Source organism: Streptomyces sp. NPDC028331, from assembly GCF_055565775.1.
The window spans coordinates 266499-287557 of record NZ_JBVHTR010000009.1 but is presented as its reverse complement, the minus strand read 5'-3'; the positions used below and the strand labels follow the sequence as shown (position 1 = coordinate 287557).

Sequence of the window (21059 nt, the reverse complement as noted above, 5' to 3'; positions counted from 1 at the left end):
AGCGTGAGGGAAACGCCCGGTTACATTCCGAACCCGGAAGCTAAGCCTCACAGCGCCGATGGTACTGCAGGGGGGACCCTGTGGGAGAGTAGGACACCGCCGAACAATTCTTCAGAGCTGGTCCCCGAGCTTCGGTTCGGGGACCAGCTCTTTTGTGTTGCCCGTCACTTCGCGTTCACTCTGCCCCAGCAGCATCCCAGTCATGGGTACTGCTGGAATGCTCACGGCCGCGGGTGTCGGCCGCGGTGACGAGGTCATCGTGCCGGCGTTCGGCAACATCGAGGTGGCTGAGGCCGTGGCCTCGGCGGGTGCGACGCCGGTCTTCGCGGACATAGACCCGGCGACGTACTGCCTGGACCCGGCCGCGGTGGAGGCCGTGGTGACCTCCCAGAGCGTCGCGGTCGTCGTCGTGCACCGATTCGGTCGGTCGGCCGATGTCACCGCCCTCCACCAGATTGGGCAGCGGCACGGTCTCCTCGTGCTGGAGCAGGGCGAGTCCGAGACGCCGTACACCGAGGTGGCGCAGCGGCGAGAGCGGGCCGCATACCTCGGCAAGCGGCTGCGGGGCGTGCGTACGCCCGAGGACGGCGGCGGCCACACCTACCAGCAGTACGTCGTGCGGGTGCCGGGCAACGGCCGACCCGACCGCGATGCCTTCGCACGGGCCGTGCGGGCCAGGGGAGTCGAGTGCCGGGTGCCGGTGAAGACGCCCCTGCACCGCATGCCGGCGTTCCGGCGTGACGTGTATCTGCCGGAGACCGAGCGGGCCGCCGACGAGACGCTCTCCCTTCCGGTGGACGCGTCCTTGACGAAGCGTGAGATGAACAGGATCGTCTCCGCGTGCAACGCCCTGGGCGGACTGCTCCAGCCCGCTTTCTGAACCGGTGCCCTGATGGTTGGGAGCACACGTCAGTTCGGGGTATGATCTATTCCGTTGCCGCGAGGGAAACCTCGAAAACGCGACAAGCCCCTATAGCTCAGTCGGCAGAGCGTCTCCATGGTAAGGAGAAGGTCAACGGTTCGATTCCGTTTGGGGGCTCCACGAAAAGGCCTCGCCCATCGGGCGGGGCCTTTCTCATGTCCCGGGACATCAGCCCTTTGTCCCGGTAGATAAGTCCTTCGTCCCGGGACAGTCCTTCGTCGCGGTACACGAGTCCTTCGTCCCGGGACATCAGTCCTTCGGGAGATCCGGCATCCGCATCGCCAGAATGGCCATGTCGTCCGACGGGGCGTCGGAGGCGAAGCGTTCGACCGCGCGCATGATGCGGGCCGCCACCGCGCCCGCCGTGAGACCCGTGCAGGTCGTCAGCACGTCGGCGAGGCCGTCGTCGCCCAGCATGCGCCGGCCCTCGCGGCGTTCGGTGACACCGTCCGTCACGCACAGCAGGACGTCGCCCGGGTCGAGCGTCACCGTCTGCTCGTACAGCTCCAGGTCCTCCATGACGCCGAGGAGCGGCTGCGGTTCGGCCGCCGGTTCCACCGTGCCGTCCTGGCGCAGCCGGAGCGGCAGCGGATGTCCGGCGCACACCACCTTCAGCACGGCGCTGCCGTCCTCCTGCGGCCACAACTCGCCGTAGAGGAGGGTCAGGAAGCGGCTGCGGGCGCCCTCGTCGAGGATCGCGGAGTTCAGGCGCTCCAGGACGGCGGGGCCGCCGAAGCCCTCGCGGGCCAGCAGGCGCAGGGCATGGCGGGCCAGACCCGTGACCGCGGCCGCCTCCGGTCCCGTGCCGCAGACGTCGCCGATGGCGAAGCCGTACGCGCCGTCGCGGATCGGGAACAGGTCGTAGAAGTCGCCGCCGACCTCGTTGCCCTCGCCGGCCGCGCGGTAGATGACCTCCACCTCGACGCCGTCGATGTGGGGGAGCCCCGGGGGGAGCAGGCTGCGCTGCAGGGACTGGCTGATGGCCGTGCGTTCCGAGTACAGCCGGGCGTTGTCCAGGGCGAGGGCGGCCCGGCGGCTCAAGTCCTCGGCCAGCTCCAGGATCTCCTGCCGGAAGTGTTCGTCCGTCGGCTTGCCCAGCGTGAGCATGCCGATGACCCGGTTGCGGGCCACCAGGGGCAGTACGACCGTTTCGCCGCCGACCGCGGAGGCCGTCGCCAGCGTCGTGCCGATGCCGGAGCTGACCGTGGCGGGCTCGCCGAGGCCGAGGCTGCGCATGGAGGTGCGCAGCGCCGCCTGGTGGGCCGCCTCCGCGGGCGCCGTCCAGATCCGGGCGCCCGGTGTGGGGATCGGTTCCGGAGGCGGGATCTTGGACAGGAGAGCCTTGAGTCCGTCGATGCGGTCCTCGTCCTCGTGCAGGACGTAGGACAGGTACGGCTCGGACGCCTGGTCCGCGATCGTGTACACCGCGCACCAGGTGGCCAGGGTGGGGATCGTCATCTGGGCCATCAGCGCCAGCGTCTGGTCCCGGTCCAGGGTGCCGGCGAGCAGGTCGGAGGCCTCCACGAGGAAGCTCAGGGAGCCGCGGCGCAGCCGTTCCAGCTCGCCGAGGCGGGCCGACTCCACGGCGAGGGCGATGCGGTCCGCGGCGAACTGCAGGCGCAGCGCCTCCTCGTTGGAGTACCGGGACGGTGCCTCCGCCGCCACGCCGAGGGAGCCGGTCAGGCGGCCCTCGACCTTCAGCGGGACCGTCACCACGGAGCGCATGCCGGTGCCGTTCAGCAGGGGTACCGCGCCCGGTACGGCCGCCAGGTCGTCGTGGACGGCCGGCATGCGGGCCGAGCCGTAGCGGCCGGGGCCGGCCTCGACGGGGACGCGGGCGAAGCGCTGGCGGGCGGAGGGCAGGCCGGTGGAGGCGCGCACCTCCAGCTCTGTCTCGTCGTCGGTGGCCAGCAGCAGGAAGGCCGCGTCGCCGTCGAGCATGTCGCGGGCGCGTTCCACCGTGCGCTGGAGCAGGCCGTCGAGGTCGTCGGGGGCGGGGGAGCCGATGAAGACCTCGAAGGGGTCCGCGTTCTGGCCCTCCGCGGCCGTGGTCGTGTCGGGTGCCGCGCCGCGCAGCGGGGTCTGCAGGACGGCCCGCTCGTGGTCGCGCACCAGCAGGCAGACCGTGGACGGCTCGCCGGCCGTGTCGCGTACCCGCAGGTGGGAGGCGTAGACGGGGATGACGCGGCCGTCGGCGCAGCGGATGCCGTAGCTGCCCTCCCAGCGGGAGAGCTGGAGGGCTTCGGCGATGCCCGTGCCGGTGCCGGGGGTGTGCGGCCAGGCCGCGAGGTCGGTGAGCGGTTTGCCGGTGACCTGCTCGGCGGCGTACCCGAAGAGTTCCTCGGCGTCCTCGTTCCAGGCGCTGATGCAGCCGGAGCGGTCGATCTGGACGACCGCGACGCGGACCCGGCCGTCGGCAAGCGGCAGCAGGTCGGCGGGGAGGGCGGGGCCCGCCGCGCGGGTGCCGACCGGGCGATCGGGCAGGTCGAGCTGGAACCAGACCTGTTTGTGCGTGGGCGTGTACTCCACGCCCCAGCGGCGGGCCAGGGCGGCGCAGAGCTGCAGTCCGCGGCCGCCCTCCCGGTCGGGGCTGCCCATGTCGACGGCGGTCGACTGCAGGGGGAGCTCGCGTTCCGGATAGCGGTCGGCGACCTCGATGCGTACGCCGTCGTCGCTGCGCAGGCACAGGACGTCCGCGGAGGTGCCCGCGTGGACGACCGCGTTGGTGACGAGTTCGCTGGTGAGGACCACGGCGTCGTCGACGATGTCGGCGAAGCCCCAGCCCTGGAGGGTGTCGCGGACGAAGGACCGGGCACCGGCGACCGATCGTCCGACGGGCTCGAAGCTGGCGGCCGCGCGCGCGGTGATCACAGAACTCCTCGTCCGGTTCTCGACGTGCAGGGCTCCAGGGCCGACCCCCTCCTGCCGAGGCAGTGGCTGGTCCTCCCTCTGCCGGGGATCCTGGGGTGGTCCCCCGGGATGCAGTCCGGTGGTCATGGTGCGGTGCCCCTCCGATGCCTGCCCGCTCATGCTCGTGCCACCGCCCAGGCCGGTCGACCGCTGCGGCTGGACAGCCGCATGCAAGGTTACTTACCTTCGCCGTCCATGCCGATGCCGGTCGCCGGTGTTTACGTCCGGAGGGTGTGCGGAGCATGTGCGAAGCTGCCGAACTGTTATGGCCTGGTTCCGGCATGGTGAAACACTGGGCAAGCTTCTAGGAGAAGGTCCGGGCAGGCCGAGTGTCTTTCGCCACGCCGGGCAGGAGCACGCGCGTGTGCCTGGCTGGATCGGGCAGGACTACGCATCGGTAACCGGTACGGCGAGCAGTACCCCTGAGCACAGTGATGGTCGACCCCTGCGGGAGGGACACAGTGGAGTCTGGCGCAGCGACGCGTGGCACGAAAACGCGCGCGAAAGGCGGACAGTCCCTGGGCAACCAGCGCGCGGGGCGTGGTGGAACCACCGCCGTGGACACGGCGGCCCTGAACCGGCTGCTGGCGGCCCTGGTGTCGATGAGGGACGGCAATTTCCGCAAGCGGCTGACCGTCTCCGGTGACGGGGTCATGTCGGAGATCGCCGCCGTCTTCAACGAGGTGGCCGACCGGAACATGCATCTGACCGGTGAGCTGGCGCGGGTGCGGCGGGTGGTCGGGCGGGAGGGCAAGCTCACCGAGCGGCTGGAGACGGGGGCCTGTGAGGGCTCCTGGGCGTCGGCGATCGAGGCGTCCAACGCGCTCGTCGACGATCTCGTACACCCCGTCGCCGAGGTCGGCCGGGTGCTGTCCGCGGTGGCGGACGGCGACCTGTCGCCGCGCATGGAGCTGCGGACGCCGGGTCCGGAGGGGGCGGGGCATCCGCTGCGCGGTGAGTTCCTGAAGGTCGCCCGCACGGTCAACAACCTGGTCGACCAGTTGTCGACGTTCACCGACGAGGTGACGCGGGTGGCCATCGAGGTGGGCACCGAGGGCAAGCTGGGCGGTCAGGCCCGGCTGCGCGGTATGTCGGGTTCGTGGAAGGACCTGACGGAGTCCGTCAACACGATGGCGTACCGGCTCACCGCGCAGGTGCGCGACATCGCCCTGGTGACGACCGCGGTCGCCAAGGGTGATCTGTCCCGGAAGGTCACGGTTCACGTGGCCGGCGAGATGCTGGAGCTGAAGAACACCGTCAACACGATGGTCGAGCAGCTCTCCGCGTTCTCCTCCGAGGTGACGCGAGTGGCCCGCGAGGTGGGCACCGAGGGCATCCTGGGCGGCCAGGCGCAGGTGCCGGGCGTCGCCGGGGTGTGGAAGGACCTCACCGACTCGGTGAACGTGATGGCCGGCAACCTGACGGCGCAGGTGCGCGGGATCGCTCAGGTCACCACGGCCGTCGCCAACGGCGACCTGTCGCAGAAGGTCACCGTGCCGGCGCGCGGCGAGGTCGCGCGCCTCGCCGAGACGATCAACCAGATGACCGAGACGCTGCGGATCTTCGCGGACGAGGTCACGCGCGTGGCCAACGAGGTGGGCGCCGAGGGGCAGCTCGGCGGTCAGGCGAACGTGCCGGGTGCGGCGGGAACGTGGAAGGACCTCACCGATTCGGTGAACACGGTCTTCCGGAATCTGACCACCCAGGTGCGGGACATCGCCGCGGTGACGACGGCGGTGGCCAACGGCGACATGTCGCAGAAGGTCACGGTCGACGTGGCCGGCGAGATGCTGGAGCTGAAGAACACCGTCAACGGCATGGTCGACCAGCTCTCGGCGTTCGGTGCCGAGGTCACGCGCGTGGCGCGGGAGATCGGCGTCGAGGGCGAGCTGGGCGGTCAGGCGCAGGTGCCGGGCGCGGCCGGTACGTGGAAGGACCTGACGGACTCCGTCAACACCGCCTTCCGCAACCTCACCGGCCAGGTCCGCAACATCGCCCAGGTGACGACGGCGGTGGCCAACGGCGACCTGTCGCAGAAGGTCACCGTGGACGTCTCCGGTGAGATGCTCCAGCTCAAGAACACCGTGAACACGATGGTGGACCAGCTCTCGTCGTTCGCCGACCAGGTCACGCGGATGGCGCGGGACGTGGGCACCGAGGGCCGGCTCGGCGGTCAGGCCGTCGTCCCCGGCGTGAGCGGCACGTGGAAGGAACTGACCGACTCCGTCAACTTCATGGCGGGCAACCTCACCTCCCAGGTGCGGCAGATCGCCCAGGTGACGACGGCGGTCGCGCGCGGTGACCTGTCGCAGAAGATCGACGTGGACGCGCGCGGGGAGATCCTGGAGCTGAAGAACACCATCAACACGATGGTCGACCAGCTCTCCGCCTTCGCCGAGCAGGTGACGCGGGTGGCCCGCGAGGTGGGCACGGAGGGCCGGCTGGGCGGTCAGGCGCAGGTCCCGGGCGTTGCCGGTGTGTGGCGCGACCTGACGGACTCCGTGAACGGCATGGCGGGCAACCTCACCGCGCAGGTGCGCAACATCGCGCAGGTGGCGACCGCCGTGGCGCGCGGTGACCTGTCGCAGAAGATCACGGTGGACGCGCGGGGCGAGATCCTGGAGCTGAAGAACACCCTGAACACGATGGTGGACCAGCTGTCGTCGTTCGCCCAGGAGGTCACGCGCGTGGCCCGGGAGGTCGGTACGGAGGGCATCCTCGGCGGTCAGGCCGAGGTGCAGGGCGTCTCCGGCACCTGGAAGGACCTCACGCAGTCCGTGAACGGCATGGCGAACAACCTGACCATGCAGGTGCGCAACATCGCGGAGGTGACGACCGCGGTCGCCAAGGGCGACCTGTCCAAGAAGATCACCGTCGACGCCAAGGGCGAGATCCTCGAGCTGGTCACCACCGTCAACACGATGGTGGACCAGCTGTCGTCGTTCGCCGAGCAGGTGACCCGGGTGGCCCGCGAGGTGGGCACCGAGGGCATCCTGGGCGGCCAGGCGCACGTCCCGGGCGTCACGGGCATCTGGAAGGACCTCAGCGACAACGTCAACCTCATGGCCAACAACCTGACCATGCAGGTGCGGAACATCTCCCAGGTCGCGGCGGCGGTCGCCAACGGCGACCTGACGCGGACGGTGACGATCGAGGCGCGCGGTGAGGTCGCGCAGCTCGCCGACACCTTCAACACGATGGTGAAGACGCTGAGTTCGTTCGCCGACCAGGTCACCAAGGTGGCCCGCGAGGTGGGCACGGACGGCATCCTGGGCGGTCAGGCCTACGTTCCGGGTGTGGCGGGCACCTGGAAGGACCTCACCGAGTCCGTGAACCAGATGGCGTCCAACCTGACCGGCCAGGTGCGCAACATCGCCATGGTGACCACGGCGATCGCCAAGGGCGACCTGACCAAGAAGATCGACATCGACGCCCGCGGTGAGATCCTCGAGCTGAAGACCACCATCAACACGATGGTCGACCAGCTTTCCTCCTTCGCCGAGGAGGTCACGCGCGTGGCCCGCGAGGTGGGCACCGAGGGGCAGCTCGGCGGCCAGGCACGCGTGCGTGACGTCGACGGCACCTGGCGGGACCTCACGGAGTCCGTGAACGAGATGGCCGGGAACCTGACCCGGCAGGTGCGCGCCATCGCGCGCGTGGCGACCGCGGTGACGCGCGGCGACCTCAACCTGAAGATCGACGTGGACGCCTCCGGGGAGATCCAGGAGCTTCAGGACTACATCAACAAGATGATCGCCAACCTGCGCGACACCACGATCGCCAACAAGGAGCAGGACTGGCTCAAGGGCAACCTGGCCCGCATCTCCGCGCTGATGCAGGGCCGCCGCGACCTGGAGGACGTGGCCTCGCTGATCATGAGCGAGCTGACGCCGGTGGTGTCCGCGCAGCACGGGGCGTTCTTCGTCGCCATGCCGCTGGTCGACGGCCAGGACGTGAGCGCCGAGAGCGACGACCAGTACGAGCTGCGCATGCTCGGGTCGTACGGCTATTCGATGGGCTCGATGCCGACGTCGTTCCGGCCGGGTGAGGCGCTGATCGGAACGGCGGCCATGGAGAAGCGCACCATCCTGGTGGAGAACGCGCCCAGCGGCTACCTGAAGATCTCCTCCGGGCTCGGGGAGGCGCCGCCCGCCCAGGTGATCGTCATTCCGGTGCTCTTCGAGGGGAAGGTGCTCGGCGTCATCGAGCTGGCGTCCTTCACGCCGTTCACACAGATCCAGAAGGACTTCCTCAACCAGATCGCCGAGATGATCGCGACCAGCGTCAACACCATCTCCGTCAACACCAAGACGGAGGTGCTGCTGAAGCAGTCGCAGGAGCTGACCGAGCAGCTCAGGCTGCGGTCGGAGGAGTTGGAGCAGCGGCAGAAGGCCCTCCAGGCGTCCAACGCGGAACTGGAGGAGAAGGCCGAGCTGCTCGCCCAGCAGAACCGCGACATCGAGGTCAAGAACACCGAGATCGAGGAGGCGCGGCAGGTCCTGGAGGAGCGCGCCGAGCAGCTCGCGGTGTCCATGCGCTACAAGAGCGAGTTCCTGGCCAACATGTCGCACGAGCTGCGCACGCCGCTCAACTCGCTGCTGATCCTGGCCAAGCTGCTGGCCGACAACGCGGAGGGCAACCTCTCGCCGAAGCAGGTGGAGTTCGCCGAGACCATCCACGGCGCCGGCTCCGACCTGCTCCAGCTCATCAACGACATCCTGGACCTGTCCAAGGTCGAGGCGGGCAAGATGGACGTCTCCCCGACGCGCATCGCGCTCGTCCAGCTCGTCGACTACGTGGAGGCCACCTTCCGGCCGCTGACGGCGGAGAAGGGCCTGGACTTCTCCGTGCGGGTGTCCCCGGAGCTGCCCGCCACGCTGCACACCGACGAGCAGCGCCTGCTGCAGGTGCTGCGCAACCTGCTGTCCAACGCGGTGAAGTTCACCGACACGGGGGCCGTGGAGCTGGTGATCCGGCCCGCGGGCGGCGATGTTCCGACGGCCATCCGGGAGCAGCTCCTCGAGGCCGGTTCACTGCGGGACGCGGACGCGGAGCTGATCGCGTTCTCCGTGGCCGACACCGGCATCGGCATCCCGGCCAGCAAGATGCGGGTGATCTTCGAGGCGTTCAAGCAGGCCGACGGCACCACCAGCCGCAAGTACGGCGGTACGGGCCTCGGGCTGTCCATCTCGCGGGAGATCGCCCGGCTGCTCGGTGGTGAGATCCACGCGCAGAGCGAGCCCGGCCGCGGTTCGACGTTCACCCTGTACCTGCCGCTGCACCCGAGCGAGCTGCCGCCGAACGGCTACGCGCAGATGGCGCCCGCCCTGGAGGCCGGCGAACTTCTGGCCTCCGAGGCCGAGCTGTCCGCGCCGGACATCGAGACCCCGGCCGAGGTGAAGTCGTACCAGGAGACCCAGAACGGGCCGGCGGCGCTCTTCCGGCGGCGCCGCAGGGCCGTGACCGCGGGCCGGGGCGGCGCGGGTCAGGACCACGTCGGCGGCGAGCCGCACGAGGGCGCGCTGTCCAGGCAGGGCGTGCGGTTCGAAGGCGAGAAGGTGCTGATCGTCGACGACGACATCCGCAACGTCTTCGCGCTGACCAGCGTCCTGGAGCAGCACGGCCTGTCGGTGCTGTACGCGGAGAACGGCCGTGAGGGCATCGAGGTCCTGGAACAGCACGACGACGTGGCGGTCGTCCTGATGGACATCATGATGCCGGAGATGGACGGGTACGCCACGACCACCGCGATCCGGCGGATGCCGCAGTTCGCCGGGCTGCCGATCATCGCGCTGACGGCGAAGGCGATGAAGGGCGACCGGGAGAAGGCCATCGAGTCGGGCGCCTCCGACTATGTGACCAAGCCGGTCGATCCCGATCACCTTCTGTCGGTGATGGAACAGTGGATGCGCGTGGAGTGAAGGGATGGAGGAGAACGCCTGCCGTTCACGCGGAGTTGCCGACTGAGGAGGGCGAGAGCCGTGTAGAAGTGCGGTGTGCGGGGAACCTTCTGGTCTCCTGCCGCGTTTCTGCTATGTGCACAGTGACATCGCGGTGACAGGGTGTGGCGACGGGCGGGGTGCGGCTACGATGACCGGCACAAGGACGGGCGGCGTAAGGGAGTCGTCCCCTGGGGCGGCGCCGGGCGGCGTCATCCAGAGTCCTGCGGACAGGGGAGGCCCCAAGCCGGGGCGAGGAGGGCGGGCCATGGTGCAGAAGGCCAAGATCCTCCTGGTCGATGACCGGCCGGAGAATCTGCTGGCGCTGGAGGCCATCCTCTCTGCGCTCGATCAGACGCTGGTCAGGGCATCGTCCGGGGAGGAAGCGCTCAAGGCGCTGCTGACGGACGACTTCGCGGTGATCCTGCTGGACGTCCAGATGCCGGGTATGGACGGTTTCGAGACCGCCGCGCACATCAAGCGGCGCGAGCGGACCCGGGACATCCCGATCATCTTCCTGACCGCCATCAACCACGGCCCGCACCACACCTTCCGGGGATACGCGGCGGGCGCGGTGGACTACATCTCCAAGCCGTTCGACCCGTGGGTGCTGCGGGCGAAGGTCTCCGTCTTCGTCGAGTTGTACATGAAGAACTGCCAACTGCGGGAGCAGGCGGCCCTGCTGCGGCTCCAGCTCGAGGGCGGCAAGTCCGGAAGCGGCGACAGCAAGGAGCCGGCGGGCATCCTCGCCGAGCTCTCGGCGCGGCTCGCGGCGGTGGAGGAGCAGGCGGAGGCGCTGTCCAAGCAGTTGGACGACGAGTCGGCGGACGCGGCGGCGGTCGCGACGGCGGCCCACCTCGAGCGCAAACTCACGGGGCTGCGCAGGGCGCTGGACGCGTTGGAGCCGGGGACCGGCAGCGGGGCACCGTCGGTGCCTTCGCAGAACTGACGCGGGGCAGGTCCGGGGCGGTGCCGTGAACGCCCGATTGAGACGGCGTCAACTGCGCGAGTCCTCTGAGGCGACACGAACGGGTGAAGCTGCAGGAGCGCGTGTTCCCTGCCCTTTCCAACGGTAATCTCACACCCATGGCCCCACGTCCCGCAGCCAAGAAAGCCGCCGCGAAGAAGGCGGCCGCTCCCAGGAAGGCTCCGGCGAAGAAGGCCCCCGCCAGGAAAGCCGCCGCGAAGAAGGCGCCCGCCAAGAAGGCGGCGGCGAAGAAGCCCGCCCCCGCACCGGCGCCCAACCCGACCGCGGGCGTGTACAGACTCGTACGCGCCCTGTGGCTCGGCGCCGCGCACGCCGTCGGAGCCCTGTTCCGCGGACTGGGGCGGGGCGCGAAGGGGCTCGACCCGGCGCACCGCAAGGACGGTCTCGCGCTGCTGCTGCTCGCGCTGTCGCTGATCGTCGCCGCCGGTACGTGGGCCAATCTCCGCGGTCCCGTCGGGGACCTCGTGCAGATGCTGGTGACCGGCGCCTTCGGCCGCCTCGACCTGCTGGTACCGCTCCTGCTCGGCACCATCGCCGTGCGCCTGATCCTCCACCCGGAGCGGCCGGAGGCCAACGGCCGCATCGTCATCGGCCTGTCCGCGCTCGTCATCGGCGTGCTCGGCCAGGTGCACATCGCCTGCGGCGCCCCCGCGCGCGGCGACGGCATGCAGGCCATAAGGGACGCCGGCGGGCTCATCGGCTGGGCCGCGGCCACCCCGCTGACGTACACCATGGGCGACGCCCTGGCGGTGGCGCTGCTCGTGCTGCTCACGTTCTTCGGCCTGCTCGTCGTCACCGCCACCCCCGTCACCGCCATCCCGCGCAGGCTGCGCCACCTCGGCATCAGACTGGGGCTCCTGCACGACCCGCAGGACGAGGTTCCGACCGAGGACGACGAACGCTACGACGAGCAGTGGCGCGAGGCGCTGCCCCGCACCCGGCGCCGTGGCCCCGCCCCCGACGCGTACGACCCGGACGGTGCCGAGCAGGAGGCGCTTTCCCGGCGCCGCGGCCGTCCCCGGCGCCCCGCCGTGCAGCAGCCCGCCCTGGGCAGGGAGATGGACGCCGTGGACGTCGCGGCGGCCGCCGCCGCGGCCCTGGACGGCGCCGTCCTGCACGGCATGCCGCCGTCCCCGGTCGTCGCCGACCTCACCCAGGGCGTGAGCGTCGGGGACCGGGAGCCGACGACCCCGACGCCCGTGCCGGCCGCGCGCCCCCAGCCGGAGGAGCCCGCGTCCGCGTCCACGTCCGCGGTGCCCGACCTGACGAAGACCGCCCCCGAGGCGCCCCGCGAGCTGCCGCCGCGCGCCGAGCAACTGCAGTTGTCCGGCGACATCACCTACGCCCTGCCCGCCCTGGACCTGCTCCACCGGGGCGGCCCCGGCAAGGCGCGCAGCGCCGCCAACGACGCCGTCGTGGACGCACTCACCAACGTCTTCACCGAGTTCAAGGTCGACGCCCGCGTCACCGGCTTCACCCGCGGCCCGACGGTCACCCGCTACGAGATCGAGCTCGGCCCCGCGGTGAAGGTGGAGCGGATCACCGCGCTCACCAAGAACATCGCGTACGCCGTCGCCAGCCCCGACGTACGGATCATCAGCCCGATCCCCGGCAAGTCCGCGGTCGGCATCGAGATCCCGAACACCGACCGGGAGATGGTCAACCTCGGTGACGTCCTGCGCCTCGCCGAGTCCGCCGAGGACGACGACCCGATGCTGGTCGCCTTCGGCAAGGACGTCGAGGGCGGCTACGTCATGCACAGCCTGGCCAAGATGCCGCACCTGCTGGTCGCCGGCGCCACCGGCTCCGGCAAGTCGTCCTGCATCAACTGCCTGATCACCTCGATCATGATGCGCGCGACCCCGGAGGACGTGCGCATGGTCCTCGTCGACCCCAAGCGGGTCGAGCTGACCGCCTACGAGGGCATCCCGCACCTGATCACGCCGATCATCACCAACCCGAAGCGGGCCGCCGAGGCGCTCCAGTGGGTGGTGCGCGAGATGGACCTGCGCTACGACGACCTGGCGGCGTACGGCTTCCGGCACATCGACGACTTCAACGAGGCCGTCCGGCAGGGCAGGGTGAAGCCGCAGGAGGGCAGCGAACGCGAGCTGCAGCCCTACCCGTACCTGCTGGTGATCGTCGACGAGCTGGCCGACCTGATGATGGTGGCGCCCCGGGACGTCGAGGACGCGATCGTGCGCATCACACAGCTCGCGCGCGCCGCCGGCATCCACCTGGTGCTCGCCACCCAGCGGCCGTCCGTGGACGTCGTCACCGGCCTGATCAAGGCGAACGTGCCCTCCCGGCTCGCCTTCGCCACCTCCTCCCTGGCCGACTCCCGCGTCATCCTCGACCAGCCCGGCGCCGAGAAGCTGATCGGCAAGGGCGACGGTCTCTTCCTGCCGATGGGCGCGAACAAGCCGGTGCGCATGCAGGGCGCGTTCGTGACCGAGGAGGAGGTCGCGGCGGTCGTCCGGCACTGCAAGGAGCAGATGACGCCCGTCTTCCGGGACGACGTCGTGGTCGGCGGCAAGCAGAAGAAGGAGATCGACGAGGACATCGGCGACGACCTCGACCTGCTGTGCCAGGCGGCCGAGCTGGTCGTCTCCACCCAGTTCGGATCCACCTCGATGCTCCAGCGGAAGCTGCGCGTCGGCTTCGCCAAGGCCGGACGGCTGATGGACCTCATGGAGTCGCGGAACATCGTGGGTCCCAGCGAGGGGTCCAAGGCTCGGGACGTTCTGGTGAAACCCGACGAGTTGGACGGCGTGCTCGCGGTCATTCGTGGGGAGTCTCAACCGTAGGGATCCGGACGGTCCCGGGCCGCTGTGCGAGCGGGCCGGCCGAGCGGGTCTGAGCGTGCCCCGCGGGGCGCTCGGACGCCCGGTCGTGACCCACTCGTAAGTGTTCCGTGAGCAACCGTTTCCCGCCGTCGGACGTCAAGTTGAGAGAGGACAGACCACTCTCCCGGCATCAGGATGACCGGCCATTCTGATGGCGTACAAAGTCCTACCGCCCGGTTGCCCCACCCTTTCGTACCCCTCCTAGACTGAACTTCCAGCACAGGTGGCTACACGCTCGAAAGGCGCCCCCGTGTCCATCGGCAACTCCCCTGACGGCAACTCCCCTGAGGACGCGCGTCCGTTCGAAGACGGCGGTGACGACGCCTCCGCGGCGGACCGCCCCTCGATCGGCCGAGCCCTGCGACAGGCGCGGATCGCGGCCGGGCTGACCGTCGACGAGGTCAGCAACGCCACCCGGGTCCGCATCGCCATCGTGCACGCGATCGAACAGGACAACTTCGCCCCCTGCGGCGGTGATGTCTACGCCCGCGGTCACATCCGCACGCTCGCGCGCGCGGTGCACCTCGACCCGGCGCCGCTGCTGGAGCAGTACGCCGCCGAACACGGCGCCCGGCCCGCCCCGACCCCGGCGGCCCCGCTCTTCGAGGCGGAGCGCATCCGGCCCGACCGCCGGGGGCCGAACTGGACCGCGGCCATGGTGGCCGCCATCGTCGTGGTGATCGGTTTCGTCGGGTTCACCCTGATCAAGGGGACCAGCAGTTCGGACACCGCCGACACGCCGATCGCCAAGGGACCGCCGGCGAGCACCGGCAAGCCGGCCACGCCGACGACCAAGAGCAGCAAGCCCGCCGACCAGAAGCCCGAGCCGTCCGAGAGCGCCATCGCGGCCGCGCCCCGGGACAAGGTGACGGTCCAGGTGAGCGCCACGGACGGCCGCAGCTGGATCTCGGCCAAGGACCACAACGGCCGGACCCTCTTCGACGGGCTGCTCAAGAAGGGCGACTCCCAGACCTTCCAGGACAAGGAGAAGATCGACCTCGTCCTCGGGGACGCGGGCGCCATCCAGCTCTACGTCAACGGAAAGAAGATCCAGGACGACTTCCGGCCCGGCCAGGTCGAGCGCCTGACCTACACCAAGGGCGACCCCGTCACCGGCTGACCGAGCGGCGCCCGGCGGTACCGAAGAGCACGGACACACGGGGTTGGCCAAGATCGGCCAACCCCGTCGACGTGGGCTGTCAGTGCGACGAAGTAGTCTTGAGCCCATGCCTGAACGCCGTACCGTCGCACTCGTCACCCTTGGCTGCGCCCGTAACGAGGTGGACTCGGAGGAGCTCGCAGGCCGTTTGGAGGCGGACGGCTGGCAGCTCGTGGAGGACGCCGAGGACGCGGACGTCGCCGTGGTGAACACGTGCGGCTTCGTCGAGGCCGCCAAGAAGGACTCCGTGGACGCCCTCCTGGAGGCGAACGACCTCAAGGGACACGGCAGAACGCAGGCCGTGGTGGCGGTCGGCTGCATGGCCGAGCGGTACGGCAAGGAGCTGGCCGAGGCCCTACCGGAGGCCGACGGCGTGCTCGGCTTCGACGACTACGCGCACATCTCCGACCGGCTCCAGACCATCCTGTCCGGCGGCATCCACGCCTCCCACACCCCGCGCGACCGGCGCAAGCTGCTGCCGATCAGCCCCGCGGAGCGGCAGTCGGCACCCGACGTGGCCCTGCCCGGGCACGGCGCCCCCGCCGACCTCCCCGAGGGCGTCGCCCCGGCCTCGGGCCCCCGCGCGCCCCTGCGCCGCCGGCTCGACGGCTCCCCGGTCGCCTCCGTGAAGCTGGCCTCCGGCTGCGACCGGCGCTGCTCCTTCTGCGCCATCCCCTCCTTCCGCGGCTCGTTCATCTCCCGCCGCCCGAGCGACGTGCTGAACGAGACGCGCTGGCTGGCCGAGCAGGGTGTGAAGGAGATCATGCTGGTCTCCGAGAACAACACCTCCTACGGCAAGGACCTGGGCGACATCCGCCTCCTGGAGTCCCTGCTTCCGGAACTCGCCGAGGTGGACGGCATCGAGCGGGTCCGCGTCAGCTACCTCCAGCCGGCCGAGATGCGCCCCGGCCTGATCGACGTCCTGACCTCGACGCCGAAGGTCGCGCCCTACTTCGACCTGTCCTTCCAGCACTCCGCGCCCGGCGTGCTGCGCGCCATGCGGCGCTTCGGCGACACCGACCGCTTCCTGGAGCTGCTCGACACCATCCGCAGCAAGGCGCCCGAAGCCGGCGTGCGCTCCAACTTCATCGTGGGCTTCCCCGGCGAGTCCGAGGCCGACCTGGCCGAACTCGAGCGCTTCCTGAACGGCGCCCGGCTGGACGCGATCGGTGTCTTCGGCTACTCCGACGAGGAGGGCACGGAGGCCGCCACGTACGAGAACAAGCTCGACGAGGACGTCGTCGCCGAGCGACTGGCCCACATCTCCCGGCTCGCCGAGGAGCTGGTGTCCCAGCGCGCCGAGGAGCGCGTCGGTCAGACCGTCCATGTGCTCGTGGAGTCGGTGGACGGGGACGACGAGGACGTCGCCGCGTACGGCCGTGCCGCGCACCAGGCGCCCGAGACGGACGGCCAGGTGCTGTTCACGAGGGGCGCGGGTTTGAGCGTGGGCCGTATCGTCGAGGCCAAGGTGGTCGGTACGGAAGGTGTCGACCTGGTGGCCGAGCCCCTTGCGGGGTCGCTCGGATGTCCTGAGGAGGCGGGCAGATGACCGGAATCCCGGCCTCCGCTGCGGGCGGCTCCTCCGGTGCCCGCGGAGCGGCCTCCACGCCGGGCACCCCGGGCGCGGCCGGCAGGCCCGGCACAGCGGGGGGCAAAGGGCCCGTCGGCGCTTCGGTCGCCAAGGCGGTCAGGGGTCCGGAAGGCGAGCCCGTCGCCGGCGGTCCCGGCCCGGCCGACGGGCCGGAGAGCGCACGGCCGGCGCGGGGCGGCAAGCTGACGGCCGCCGCGGTCAACCAGGCCAGCGTCTGGAACGTCGCCAACCTCCTGACGATGCTCCGCCTCCTCCTCGTCCCGGGCTTCGTCGCGCTGATGCTGGCCGACGGGGGATACGACCCGGCATGGCGCTCGCTCGCCTGGGCCGCCTTCGCCGTCGCCATGATCACCGACCTGTTCGACGGCCACCTGGCCCGCACCTACAACCTGGTCACCGACTTCGGGAAGATCGCCGACCCCATCGCCGACAAGGCGATCATGGGTGCGGCGCTGATCTGTCTGTCCGCCCTCGGCGACCTGCCCTGGTGGGTGACCGCCGTCATACTCGGCCGGGAGCTCGGCATCACCCTGCTGCGCTTCCTCGTCATCCGCTACGGGGTGATCCCGGCCAGCCGGGGCGGCAAGCTGAAGACGCTGACGCAGGGCGTGGCGGTCGGCATGTATGTGCTGGCCCTCACGGGGTGGCTGGCGACCCTGAGGTTCTGGGTGATGGCCGCGGCCATCGTGCTCACCGTCGTCACCGGGCTGGACTATGTGAGACAGGCCATTGTGCTGCGCAGGCGCGGCATCGCCGAGCGCCGTGCGGCGGCCGAGGAGGCGGAACGGTGAATTCCATGGCCACCGAGCTGGTGCGACTACTCACGGTGAGAGGCGAGACCCTCGCCGTCGCCGAGTCGCTGACCGGTGGCCTGGTGGCCGCGGAGCTCACGGCGGTGCCCGGGGCCTCCAAGGTCTTCCGCGGCTCCGTCACCGCGTACGCCACCGATCTCAAACGGGACCTGCTCGGTGTGGACGGTACCCTGTTGGATACCCGGGGCGCGGTGGATCCGCAGGTCGCGGGTCAGATGGCGGTCGGCGTCCGCAAGGCGCTCGGCGCGGACTGGGGTCTTGCCACCACCGGAGTGGCCGGCCCCGACCCACAGGACGGGCAGCCCGTCGGCACGGTCTTCGTGGCCGTCTCCGGGCCTTTCGAAGAGGTTTCCGACGAACTTGGTGGCGAGAAAGTGGCCTCCCTGCGGTTGAACGGCGACCGTGCGGAAATCCGTATGGAGAGTGTACGGAGCGTACTCGCACTGCTTCTGGAGCAGATCGCAGGCGAACAGACCGGGAATGAGCGGGCACAGGATACGGAACAGAACGGGGGGACTTGATGTTTACAGCTTTCAGTGAACACAACAGCGCTCCCCGCACGGCCGCGGCGCAAGGCGGTACGGTGGGGCGAGAAGGATGCGGCTACGCGGTCCGAGGAGGGAGCCACCGATGATTCTGCTCCGTCGCCTGCTGGGTGACGTGCTGCGTCGGCAGCGCCAGCGCCAGGGCCGTACTCTGCGCGAAGTCTCCTCGACCGCCCGAGTCTCACTCGGCTATCTCTCCGAGGTGGAGCGGGGGCAGAAGGAGGCGTCCTCCGAGCTGCTCTCCGCGATCTGCGACGCGCTGGACGTACGGATGTCCGAGCTCATGCGGGAAGTGAGCGACGAGCTCGCGCTCGCCGAGCTGGCTCAGTCGGCGGCGGCCACCGAGCCGGTGCCCGCACCGGTGCGTCGCCCGATGCTCAACTCCGTGTCCGTCACCGGTGTCCCACCGGAACGGGTCACGATCAAGGCGCCCACCGAGGCAGTGGACGTGGTGGCCGCCTGATCCTCACGCGCGGGAGCGGGTGAGGCGGCAAGCCGTACGAGAGCCCCGGCCGGGGCTTCTCCGGGTGACCGGAGGGGCACGGCCGGGGCTCGCGCGCGTTCTGGACGCCGGCGTGACTCCCGCCCGTTTGCCGGGGCCGGGCAGGGCCGTCATGGTGGAGGGGCGGGGGCCCGGGGCCGTACGAACGCTTGCGGAGGATACCGATGTACGTCGTGAAGAGCCCGCTGCCCGACGCGGATCTCAAGACCGTCTCCGAGGCGCTCCAGGGTGCCCTGGTCGACCTGCTGGACCTCTCCCTCGTGGCGAAGCAGGTCCACTGGAACGTCATCGGGCCGCGTTTCCGCTCCATCCACCTCCAGCTCGACGAGGTCGTCGACACGGCGCGGCGGCACTCCGACACCGTGGCCGAACGGGCCTCCGCGCTCGGCGTCCCGCCGGACGGGCGCGCCGCGACGGTCGCCCAGAGCAGCGGCATCGGCTCGGTGCCCCAGGGCTGGGTCAAGGACACGGACGCCGTGGGCACCCTCGTGTCGGCGCTCGGCGCGGTGATCACGCGGATGCGGGAGCGGGTGCAGGCGACCGCCGAAGCCGATCCGGTGAGCCAGGACATCTTCATCACCATCACTGCAGAGCTGGAGAAACACCACTGGATGTTCCAGGCGGAGAACGGCTGAGCGCAGGGAGCCCCCGGGGCGGCCCCACGAGGTGTGCGCGGGGTGCGCCGCTTGCGCCAGATGCCGGGGGCATGCGCTGGGTCCGGTGCGCCTGTGTGCCGCTGGTGCGCCCTCCCTGGCGGTGACGGCCCGGTCTAGGGTCTGGTTCCTCGGGTTGGAGGTGACGGCCATGGCGGGGCGCACGGCGCGCTGGGGGGTTGCGCTGGCGCTGGGTGCGCTGTGGTGGTGGGGGGTGCTCCGACTCGTGCTGGCACCCGACGCGGGGGTGCTGGAAGGTGCGGTCGCCATCGGGGGATGGGGACTGAGTCTGCTGCCGGTGCACTGTGTGCCGAAGGCCAGGGCCGTGGGGGCGGCCGGGTCGGATCAGTGGGCTCGGGCCTGGCGGCGGTGGCAGGCCGTGAGGGGGCGCGGGAGGGGCGCGCAACCAGGGTGAGGGGGCGGGCGCAGGGGGGAGCGCGCGGGGCCGGTACGACGGCGTCCGGGGGTTCAGGGCATTCCTGGAGGACGGACCGTGACCGGCCCGGCCGCGCCCGCCCCCCGAACCCTCCCGCGGTCGCAGTCACCAGGGCATCGCCACGCCGCCGTTCGCGCGGAGGATCTGCCCCGTGACGAAGGACGAGGCGTCGCAGGCCAGGTACAGCACGGCCTGCGCGACGTCCAGCGGTTCGCCGACCCGCCCCAGGGGTGACAGCCGCGCCATGAACGCCTCCGTGCGCTCCTGCGACGTCCCGTGCCGGGCGGTCATCGGCGTACGGGTCCAGCCCGGCGCCACCGCGTTGACCCGTATCCCGTGCGGGCCGACCTCCGTCGCCAGCGTCCTGGTGAGCTGCACCACGGCCGCCTTCGCCGCGCCGTAGCAGAGCAGCCCGGGGCCGCCGGTGTCGACGGCGCTCGACGCCATCGTGACGATGCTGCCGCGGGTCCCGTCCGCGATCATGCGGAGCGCCGCCTCCTGACAGGCGTAGAGGACGCCCTTGAAGTTGACGGCCAGCACCCGGTCCAGGTCCTCGTCCCGGGTCTGCAGCACCGGGCTGCTGTGCATGATCCCGGCCACGGCCGCCAGCGCGTCGAGGCGCTCGCAGGACGCGACCGCCCGCTTGAGCCGGGCCCGGTCGGTCACATCGAGGTGGTGGGTGTGCGCCGTACCGCCCCGGCCCTCGATCAGGGCAGCCGTCTCGCGCAGCCCCGGCGCGTCGCGGTCGGCGCAGTGCACGGTCGCGCCGGCCTCGGCGAGCAGCACGGCCGAGGCCCGGCCGATACCGCTCGCGGCGCCGGTGACGAAAACGGTGCGTGCGCTGAGGTCGTACGCCGTGACGGGCATGACAGTGACGCTACGAGCATTTCTGACGGCCCGTCAATTGGCTGGGCGGGGGCGGCTGTCGCGGTGGCCCGCCGTGCCCGCGGCGGGAGCCGGGCCCCACTGGCAGGCCGGGCACCAGTAGGTGGGCCGCTCCCGTGAACCGTCGCCCTGGTCCGCGACCCGCACCGGCGTGCCGCAGCGCAGACAGGGGCGGGATGCGCGGCCGTAGACGAAGAGGTTCTGCTCGCGCCGTCCGGTGGTGTTGCGGGCCGGGCGGTCGCGGTTCGCCTCCAGGAGCTTCTGCGCGAGGACGGGCATGCGGGCGGCGTGCTCGCCCGGGAGCTCGCCGACGGGCAGCCACGGGGTCACCCGGAGCAGAAAGCACAGCTCGCTCTTGTAGACATTGCCGATGCCGGCGAGGTTGCGCTGGTCGAGCAGGGCCTCGCCGAGGAGACGGGCGGGGTCGCGCAGCAGGTTCTCCAGCGCCGTGCCGGGGTCCCAGTCGGGGCCGAGGAGGTCGGGGCCCAGATGCCCCACGGCGCGCTGCTCGTCCGCGGTGCGGAGCAGCTCCAGAACGGGCAGGCGGTAGCCGACCGCTGTGCGGTCCACGGTGCCGAGGATCGCCCGGATCTGGTGGGCGGGACCGCCGCTCCAGCGCTGCCCCGCCGCGAAGACCTTCCAGGCGCCGTCCATCATCAGATGCGAGTGCAGCGTGAGCCCGCCCTCGATACGGGTCAGCAGGTGCTTGCCGCGCGGGGTGACGTCCAGCACCGTACGGCCGGTGAGATCGGCCGTCGCGTACCTGGGCACCCGGAGGTCGGAGCGCGTCAGCACCTTCCCCGCGAGCGCGCCGTGCAGACGCTTCGCGGCCTGGTGGACGGTGTCACCTTCGGGCATGGGTCAAGGGTGG

Annotated in this window: 13 protein-coding genes, 1 tRNA gene and 1 rRNA gene; 12 read left to right on the top strand and 3 right to left on the bottom strand. The window is 70.8% G+C overall.

Going from position 1 to position 21059, the window contains the following annotated elements:
• The 3 genes from rrf to ACZ4SW_RS16525 all read left to right on the top strand — a co-directional run.
• Positions 1–105: ribosomal RNA gene (gene rrf, locus ACZ4SW_RS16535) — 5S ribosomal RNA — on the top strand; the annotation flags it as partial.
• A 112-nt stretch (positions 106–217) separates the two neighbouring features.
• Complete coding sequence (locus ACZ4SW_RS16530) at positions 218–880, top strand: DegT/DnrJ/EryC1/StrS family aminotransferase (protein WP_468243216.1); 663 nt, start codon at positions 218–220, stop codon at positions 878–880.
• Positions 881–966: 86 nt separating this feature from the next.
• A tRNA-Thr gene (locus tag ACZ4SW_RS16525) sits at positions 967–1042 on the top strand.
• A 129-nt stretch (positions 1043–1171) separates the two neighbouring features.
• On the opposite strand, the gene ACZ4SW_RS16520 is transcribed toward ACZ4SW_RS16525, so the two are convergent.
• The gene (locus ACZ4SW_RS16520) at positions 1172–3919 is read right to left on the bottom strand and encodes a SpoIIE family protein phosphatase (protein WP_468243188.1); all 2748 of its coding nucleotides are present in this window, start codon (positions 3917–3919) and stop codon (positions 1172–1174) included.
• A gap of 374 nt (positions 3920–4293) precedes the next feature.
• Here ACZ4SW_RS16520 and ACZ4SW_RS16515 point away from each other — a divergent pair, with 374 nt between their 5' ends.
• From ACZ4SW_RS16515 to ACZ4SW_RS16475, 9 genes are all read left to right on the top strand, one after another.
• Complete coding sequence (locus tag ACZ4SW_RS16515) at positions 4294–9753, top strand: HAMP domain-containing protein (RefSeq protein ID WP_468243186.1); 5460 nt, start codon at positions 4294–4296, stop codon at positions 9751–9753.
• Between the two features lie 286 nt (positions 9754–10039).
• Positions 10040–10720 carry a response regulator gene (locus tag ACZ4SW_RS16510; protein ID WP_200418585.1) on the top strand — a complete coding sequence of 227 codons (681 nt, stop codon included), beginning with the start codon at positions 10040–10042 and terminating at the stop codon, positions 10718–10720.
• A gap of 137 nt (positions 10721–10857) precedes the next feature.
• Positions 10858–13566, top strand: coding sequence for a DNA translocase FtsK (locus tag ACZ4SW_RS16505; protein ID WP_468243183.1), 2709 nt, complete (start codon positions 10858–10860; stop codon positions 13564–13566).
• A gap of 289 nt (positions 13567–13855) precedes the next feature.
• Positions 13856–14725 (top strand): helix-turn-helix domain-containing protein, encoded by an 870-nt coding sequence (locus ACZ4SW_RS16500; RefSeq protein WP_468243181.1) that lies wholly within the window; start codon positions 13856–13858, stop codon positions 14723–14725.
• A 106-nt stretch (positions 14726–14831) separates the two neighbouring features.
• A complete protein-coding gene (gene rimO, locus ACZ4SW_RS16495) occupies positions 14832–16313 on the top strand; it encodes a 30S ribosomal protein S12 methylthiotransferase RimO (RefSeq protein ID WP_468243179.1) in 1482 nt (493 codons plus the stop codon).
• On the top strand, positions 16310–17146 hold the full coding sequence (pgsA, locus tag ACZ4SW_RS16490) for a CDP-diacylglycerol--glycerol-3-phosphate 3-phosphatidyltransferase (RefSeq protein WP_468243176.1): 837 nt from the start codon (positions 16310–16312) through the stop codon (positions 17144–17146). The genes rimO and pgsA overlap by 4 nt, the downstream gene beginning before the upstream one ends.
• Entirely contained in the window at positions 17143–17688 is a 546-nt protein-coding gene (locus ACZ4SW_RS16485) for a CinA family protein (protein WP_468243174.1), read from the top strand. The genes pgsA and ACZ4SW_RS16485 overlap by 4 nt, the downstream gene beginning before the upstream one ends.
• A gap of 109 nt (positions 17689–17797) precedes the next feature.
• Complete coding sequence (locus ACZ4SW_RS16480; RefSeq protein ID WP_468243172.1) at positions 17798–18175, top strand: helix-turn-helix domain-containing protein; 378 nt, start codon at positions 17798–17800, stop codon at positions 18173–18175.
• Between the two features lie 203 nt (positions 18176–18378).
• Entirely contained in the window at positions 18379–18849 is a 471-nt protein-coding gene (locus tag ACZ4SW_RS16475) for a Dps family protein (protein ID WP_468243169.1), read from the top strand.
• Between the two features lie 559 nt (positions 18850–19408).
• Here ACZ4SW_RS16475 and ACZ4SW_RS16470 read toward each other — a convergent pair.
• Complete coding sequence (locus ACZ4SW_RS16470; RefSeq protein WP_468243167.1) at positions 19409–20170, bottom strand: SDR family NAD(P)-dependent oxidoreductase; 762 nt, start codon at positions 20168–20170, stop codon at positions 19409–19411.
• A 33-nt stretch (positions 20171–20203) separates the two neighbouring features.
• On the bottom strand, positions 20204–21046 hold the full coding sequence (locus ACZ4SW_RS16465; RefSeq protein WP_468243164.1) for an Fpg/Nei family DNA glycosylase: 843 nt from the start codon (positions 21044–21046) through the stop codon (positions 20204–20206).
• Positions 21047–21059: the final 13 nt, after the last annotated feature.

Coding starts and splice junctions, on each gene's coding strand:
- ACZ4SW_RS16530 (WP_468243216.1), top strand. CDS start 218: ATGCTCACGGCCGCGGGTGTCGGCCGCGGTGACGAGGTCATCGTGCCG.
- ACZ4SW_RS16520 (WP_468243188.1), bottom strand. CDS start 3,919: ATGACCACCGGACTGCATCCCGGGGGACCACCCCAGGATCCCCGGCAG.
- ACZ4SW_RS16510 (WP_200418585.1), top strand. CDS start 10,040: ATGGTGCAGAAGGCCAAGATCCTCCTGGTCGATGACCGGCCGGAGAAT.
- ACZ4SW_RS16505 (WP_468243183.1), top strand. CDS start 10,858: ATGGCCCCACGTCCCGCAGCCAAGAAAGCCGCCGCGAAGAAGGCGGCC.
- rimO (WP_468243179.1), top strand. CDS start 14,832: ATGCCTGAACGCCGTACCGTCGCACTCGTCACCCTTGGCTGCGCCCGT.
- pgsA (WP_468243176.1), top strand. CDS start 16,310: ATGACCGGAATCCCGGCCTCCGCTGCGGGCGGCTCCTCCGGTGCCCGC.
- ACZ4SW_RS16480 (WP_468243172.1), top strand. CDS start 17,798: ATGATTCTGCTCCGTCGCCTGCTGGGTGACGTGCTGCGTCGGCAGCGC.
- ACZ4SW_RS16475 (WP_468243169.1), top strand. CDS start 18,379: ATGTACGTCGTGAAGAGCCCGCTGCCCGACGCGGATCTCAAGACCGTC.
- ACZ4SW_RS16470 (WP_468243167.1), bottom strand. CDS start 20,170: ATGCCCGTCACGGCGTACGACCTCAGCGCACGCACCGTTTTCGTCACC.
- ACZ4SW_RS16465 (WP_468243164.1), bottom strand. CDS start 21,046: ATGCCCGAAGGTGACACCGTCCACCAGGCCGCGAAGCGTCTGCACGGC.